The following is a 4,868-nucleotide window of genomic DNA, read 5'->3' on the forward strand; positions in this document are numbered from 1 at the left end:
CGCGCCGCGCGCGCCCGCGGCCCCCCCGCCCCCCGGCCCGGGGGGGGGGGGGGGGGGGGGGGGGGGGGGGGGGCCGCGGCCCCGCCCGGGGGGGGGCCGGGCCCCCCGCGCCCGCCCCCCCTCGCTGTGTCTCGGCCCGCTGTGTCCCGGCCCGCGGTCGCCCCCGCCGGACCGGCCGGACCGGGCTCAGCCTCGCCGGCGCCGGGCCCCCGAGACGATGGACCCGACCACGAGCGTGAGCCCCGCCGCGGCGAGCACGACGATCGTGGCCAGGCCGAGGTCGACCTGCGCGCCGAGCGCGGCGGCGAGGACGACGACGCCGAACGCGACGATGACGAACCCCCACACGATCGTGGAGACGCGGGGGCCGCGCCGGACGAGCGAGGAGGGGACGGTGGGGGCGACGGGCGCCGTGGGCGTCGTGGGCGTCGCCGGCAGGGACGGCCCCGCGGACGGGATCGCGCCGGAGGTCGGGCCGGACGCCGTCGGGCCGCCGGGAGCGGCGACCGGGTGCGCGGGGGCTGCCGGTCCGGGCACGTTCAGGACGGAGGTCTCCCCGTCACGCGCCCGCGCGGCGGTCAGGGGCTCCGTGGGGTGCGGCTCGGGCGTCGGCGGCGCGGCGAGCGGTTCCGTGGCCGGAGGCTCGGTGGACAGCGGGACCGTCGGGTGGGCGTCCGCCTCCGCGGCCCCGGCCTGGGTGTCGAAGAGCTCGTCGCCGAGCGGTCGCGTGTCGTCGTCGCGACGGTTTCCGTCGTTCATCAGTCCTCCTCGATGGTGATCTGGCCGGCCCCGACCTCGACCCGCAGCACGAGCAGCGGGTCGTCGCCGGACTGGACCTCGTCGTTGTCGAACGTGACCGGCTGCGTGCTGACGCCGCCGATCTCCTGCCGGTCGCCGTCGACGTGCCAGCGGGCGTTCCCCGCGAGCACCTGGACCTCCGCGCGGACCGGGACGCCGTCGGGCACGACGACCGTCGCGTCGCCGGCGCCGAGCTGGACCGGGACCTCGACGGGAGAGACCCCCGTCGCGTCGGACAGGTCGAGCCCGGAGAGGTCGATCGTCGGGTCGCCGAACGTCACGCCGAACCCCTCCTCGGCGACGTCCGGGTCGGCGACGCGGTGCGTGCCGTCCGTGACGGTCCGCACGGAGTCGTCGAGGAAGAACGTGAACGGCGCGGTCCGCCACGCCGACGCGGGGAGCGCGACGACGAGCAGGAGCACCGCGAGCCACCCGAGGCCGCCGCTCGTGCGACCGCGCAGGCCGCTGACGACGATCGCGAGGCCCGCGAGGATGCCGGACAGCCCCGCCCACGTGAGGAAGACCGGCCAGGGGAGCTCGCCCTGGCGCTCGACGACGAGGAGGAACGCGCCGAGCAGGAGGCTCAGGCCGACCACGACCCCTGTCGTGGTCGCGCCGGGTCCTCGAGGACGTGGGGGCTTCGGCGGCTGGGGGGCGCGCGGAGGCCTCGGGGGCTGTTGCGCGGACGGGTTCCGCGGTCCCTGGTGCGCCCGCTGTGGAGCGGCGGTCGCGCCGAGCGGTGCGCCCGGGGCGTACGGGGGAAGCGGCGCTGTGACGCCTGGCGCGGTCGAGGCGTACGGGCTCGCCTCGGCGGACCAGGTCGCCCGGTCCTGGGGCCCTGACGGCGCGGTGCCCGACGGCGTCCCGGGAGAGCCCCACGGGGCGTCGGTCGGCGCGGGGCCGCCACCGGCAGCGCCTGGACCGTGGCCCGGTACGCCCGGACCGTAACCCGCTCCGCCGGGACCGTAGCCGGGAGTCCCGGGACCACCGGCGCCGGGAGCATCCGGGCCGCCTGCCCACGACGGTGGCTGCGGCGGCGCGCCCTGAGGTCCCCGGGGGCCGCGCTGCGTGAGCGCGGAGACCACGACGACGGCCACCGTCACGAACGCCGCGACCCAGAACAGGCCGGTCAGCCACCCCAGGTGGAGCGCGTCCCACCACGACCACCAGCCGCCGCCCCAGGAGAACCCGACGACGACGAACGCCGCCGCGCCGAGCAGCGCGACGTCCACGTTGCCGCGGAACGCCTCCTGGAGGTGGATGCGTCCGTCGCGGCGCTCCGGGAGCAGAGCCCACGCCGCGCCGTAGAGGACGAGCCCGGCGCCCGACAGGAAGAACGTCACGAACAGGAGCCCGCGCACGATGAGCGGGTCGATCCCGAACCGCTCGGCGACGCCGGACGCGACACCGCCGATCCACCGGTCGTCCGCGCGGTAGATGCCCACGCGACGCACGGCGTCGAAGAAGCCGTCGGTGCCGTTCGGGCGGGTCGCGCCGGGAGTCTGCGGCGGACCCTGCGGGGGGCCCTGCGGCTGGCCGGGGTCGGTCGGGCCGGCAGACCCGGCCCACGAGGGGCCAGGACCGCTCGCCCCGGGAGGGACGGTGCCCGGCTGCGCGCCGGACGTGTCGGCGGCGCCGCCGGAGGGCCCGGGCGGGGTGCCGGGTCCGGGAAGGTCGGGAGTGCTCATGACCACCATGCTGGTCCCGGAGCCGCGTCGCCGGTATCGGGTGCCACCCTGAGCCGACCCTGAACCGGCCGCCGCGCGACCCTGGTTTCCCCGTCCGGGGGCGCTCGGGGCGCTCGGGACGTGTGACGATCGGGGGGTGACGACTCCCGCCCGCCCCGCTCCGCGGCCCGGCGTGCCGACCGGCGCCCGGCCCCCGCGCGACCTGCCGCTGCGCCGTCCCGAGCGCGGCCGCTGGGTCGCCGGCGTGTGCGCCGGGCTCGCGGCGCACCTCGGCGTGAGCGTCGGGGTCGTGCGCCTCGTGATGGCGTTCCTCGGGCTCGCGGGCGGCGCCGGCGTCGCGCTCTACGTGTTCTGGTGGCTCACCGTCCCGCCCGGCGACCCGGCCGCGGCGCGCGACGAGCAGCGCCCGGCGTCGCTGTCGCGCCTCGCGCCGCGGCTCCAGGGCAGCGTGCGCCGCCTGCCGGTCCGGGACGTCGCGATCGGCGTCGTCCTGCTCGGCGGTGCCGCGTTGCTCGTGGCCCTGCGGACCGGCGTCGACGTCGAGGTCTCCTGGGTCATCCCCGTCCTCATCGCGCTCGCGGGTGCCGCGCTCGCGTGGAGCCAGCTCGACGCCGTCGAGCGCGGCCGGCTGCTCACGCGGGCCGGCGGCCGCACGCCGGCGGGCGTGCTGCGCATCGCGGGCGGTGTGGTCCTGGTGCTCGTGGGCATCGTCCTGCTCGTGGGGCAGGACGCGCGGCCCACGCAGATCGTGCGGGCGGCCGTCGCGGCGGTCGCCGTGCTCGCCGGCGTCGCGATCGTCCTGGCGCCGTGGTGGCTCAAGCTCGTGCGCGAGCTCGGGAACGAGCGCGCCGCGCGCGCCCGCGAGGCCGAGCGCGCCGACATCGCCGCGCACCTGCACGACTCCGTGCTCCAGACGCTCGCGCTCATTCGCGCCCGGTCGTCGGACGCGGACACCGTCGCGCGCCTCGCCCGCGCGCAGGAACGCGAGCTGCGCGAGTGGCTGTACGACGACCGCCCGTCGCCCGGGACGTCGCTCGCCGCCGAGCTGCGGGGGCTCGTCGCCGAGGTCGAGGACGGGCGCGTGGGCCGCCGGGCCGAGTCCATCGGGGCGCCCGCCGGGGCGCCCGGCGACGGGGTGGCCGGGGAGAGCGACCCCGGTCCGGTCGTGGTCGACGTCGTCGTGGTGGGCGACTGCACGCCCACGCAGGAGACCGCGGCACTCCTCCAGGCGACGCGCGAGGCGCTCGTGAACGCCGTCGCGCACGGCGCGCCGCCCTACTCGGTCTACCTCGAGGTGAGCGACGCCGCGGTCGAGGTCTTCGTCCGCGACCGGGGGGACGGCTTCGACATGGACGACGTCGCGCCCGACCGGTTCGGTGTCCGGGAGTCGATCCTCGGCCGGGTCCAGCGGCGCGGCGGCAAGGCCGAGATCATCAGCAGGCCGGGGTGGGGCACGGAGGTACGGTTGCGCGTGCCCCGGGCCGTGACGGCAGAGCCCGAGCCCGCCCGCCCGACCTCGGGCACGCCGTCGAGCGCACCGTCGAGCGCGCCGTCGAACAAGGAGGCCCCGTGACGACCATCCCCAGCACGCCGACCGACGGCACGCCCGTGACGGGTCCTGTCCCCGTGGTGCTCGTCGACGACCACCACATGTTCCGGGCGGGCGTGCGCGCGAGCCTCGACCCCGCGCTCGTCACCGTGGTGGGGGAGGCGGACGACGTCGAGTCCGCGGTCGCGCGCGTGCACGAGCTGCGGCCCCCGGTCGTGCTGCTCGACGTGCACCTGCCTGGTGGCAACGGCGGCGGCGGCGCGGAGGTGATCCAGCGCTGCGCCGACGCGCTGGGCGACGTGCGGTTCCTCGCGCTGTCGGTCTCCGACGCGGCGGAGGACGTCGTCGCGGTCATCCGCGCCGGGGCGCGCGGATACGTGACCAAGGCGATCTCCGGCCCCGACCTGTCGGCCGCCGTCGGGCAGGTCGCGGGCGGCGACGCGGTGTTCTCCCCGCGGCTCGCAGGCTTCGTGCTCGACGCGTTCGGCACGGGGGCGGGCGACGTCGCGGTCCGCGACGACGAGCTCGACCGCCTGTCCGCGCGCGAGCAGGAGGTCATGCGCCTCATCGCGCGCGGGTACACCTACCGCGAGGTCGCGTCCGAGCTGTTCATCTCGATCAAGACAGTCGAGACCCACGTCTCCGCCGTGCTGCGCAAGCTCCAGCTCTCGTCCCGCCACGAGCTCACCCGCTGGGCGGCCCAGCGCCGCCTCCTCTAGCCCCCGCCGACCGCTGAGTGCATGAAATAGTCGCCCGCGTACCCAGTGGAGGGCGGCGCGTTAATGCACGCAGCGCGGGGCGCGCGGGGGGCCGGCGGGGGGGAGGGGGAGGGC

General features: G+C 77.8%; 4 protein-coding genes. 2 read left to right on the forward strand and 2 right to left on the reverse strand.

What is annotated here, in order from left to right:
• Positions 1 to 186: 186 nt before the first annotated feature.
• The gene (locus tag ACFWH7_RS01915; RefSeq protein ID WP_378214746.1) at positions 187 to 759 is read right to left on the reverse strand and encodes a hypothetical protein; all 573 of its coding nucleotides are present in this window, start codon (positions 757 to 759) and stop codon (positions 187 to 189) included.
• Entirely contained in the window at positions 759 to 2,486 is a 1,728-nt protein-coding gene (locus tag ACFWH7_RS01920; protein WP_378214747.1) for a PspC domain-containing protein, read from the reverse strand. The genes ACFWH7_RS01915 and ACFWH7_RS01920 overlap by 1 nt, the downstream gene beginning before the upstream one ends.
• Positions 2,487 to 2,622: 136 nt before the next feature.
• Here ACFWH7_RS01920 and ACFWH7_RS01925 point away from each other — a divergent pair, with 136 nt between their 5' ends.
• Together ACFWH7_RS01925 and ACFWH7_RS01930 are read left to right on the forward strand one after the other, a co-directional pair.
• Entirely contained in the window at positions 2,623 to 4,059 is a 1,437-nt protein-coding gene (locus ACFWH7_RS01925) for an ATP-binding protein (RefSeq protein WP_378214748.1), read from the forward strand.
• Positions 4,060 to 4,136: 77 nt separating this feature from the next.
• Positions 4,137 to 4,754: a LuxR C-terminal-related transcriptional regulator gene (locus ACFWH7_RS01930; RefSeq protein WP_378214755.1), complete on the forward strand. Its 618-nt coding sequence runs from the start codon at positions 4,137 to 4,139 to the stop codon at positions 4,752 to 4,754.
• Positions 4,755 to 4,868 lie beyond the last annotated feature (114 nt).

The sequence above is a fragment of the Cellulosimicrobium cellulans genome (genome assembly GCF_042723955.1).
GTDB lineage: Bacteria > Actinomycetota > Actinomycetes > Actinomycetales > Cellulomonadaceae > Cellulosimicrobium > Cellulosimicrobium cellulans_H.